Source organism: Streptomyces africanus, assembly GCF_002150735.1.
In the GTDB taxonomy this organism is placed as follows: domain Bacteria; phylum Actinomycetota; class Actinomycetes; order Streptomycetales; family Streptomycetaceae; genus Streptomyces; species Streptomyces africanus.
On sequence record NZ_MUKA01000338.1, the window covers coordinates 1 to 853 of the forward strand.

Below are 853 nucleotides of genomic sequence, written 5' to 3' on the forward strand. Positions count from 1 at the left end.
GAGCTTGTCGCTGTCGCCGTGGCCGATGAAGACGTGCTTGATGGTGGGCACGCGCAGCATGTGGATGTTCTTGCCGACGTTCGCCGCGTAGAGCGCGACCCGCACCGTGGACAGGTCCATGTTCATCAGGTGCACCCCTCCGGGCACGCAGATGACGGGGACCGTGGTCGGCGCGAGGTTGTTCAGGATGGCCCGCTCACGCAGGATGATCAGCGGCTTGGAGTCCAGCTTCTCCATGGTGTCCAGCCACATGTTCACCTGGTACGCGGAGTCCTTGGAACCGGAGAAGTACAGGACCGTCTCCGGCTTGTACTCGCCCAGCCAGTCGTCGACGGCGGCCAGCACCTTCTCGGCGTTCGGCGGGATCTTCCGGCCGCGGACGTACGGTATGAGCGCCAGGACGTACAGCGTGGCGACGGCCACCGTGATGCCGATGCCGACGAAGCCGACGAGGGCGGACTTCACCTGCGCGGCGAGCAGGATGCCGGCGACCGCGAAGAGGTCGAGGTGCAGCATCTTCTCGGCGGAGCGGTGCAGCAGCCTGCGCGGCGGGGCGTCCGGGATGCGGATGCGCGACTTCAGGTCGACGTTGCGGGTGGCGACCGGCATGCGACGGCGGTTGCGGATCAGCTGGACCAGCGCGCCGTGCGGGGCCTGCAGACCGTAGAAGGCGATGAAGCAGGCGATCGCCCCGTAGTAGATCAGGTTGTCCGCGAGGGACAGCCGGGCCAGCAGCAGGACGAGGAGCAGCTGCCGGATCAGGAAGCGGATCGACAGGCCGGCCCGCACCTTGCTGAGGCGGTTGATCAGGTAGCTGCCCTTGCGGTGCAGATAGTGGTCCGCCAGGTACGTC

Annotated in this window: 1 pseudogene; it reads right to left on the reverse strand. The window is 66.9% G+C overall.

From position 1 onward, the window contains the following. Positions 1-853 (reverse strand): annotated as a pseudogene (locus CCL05_RS34555) (hypothetical protein); the annotation flags it as partial.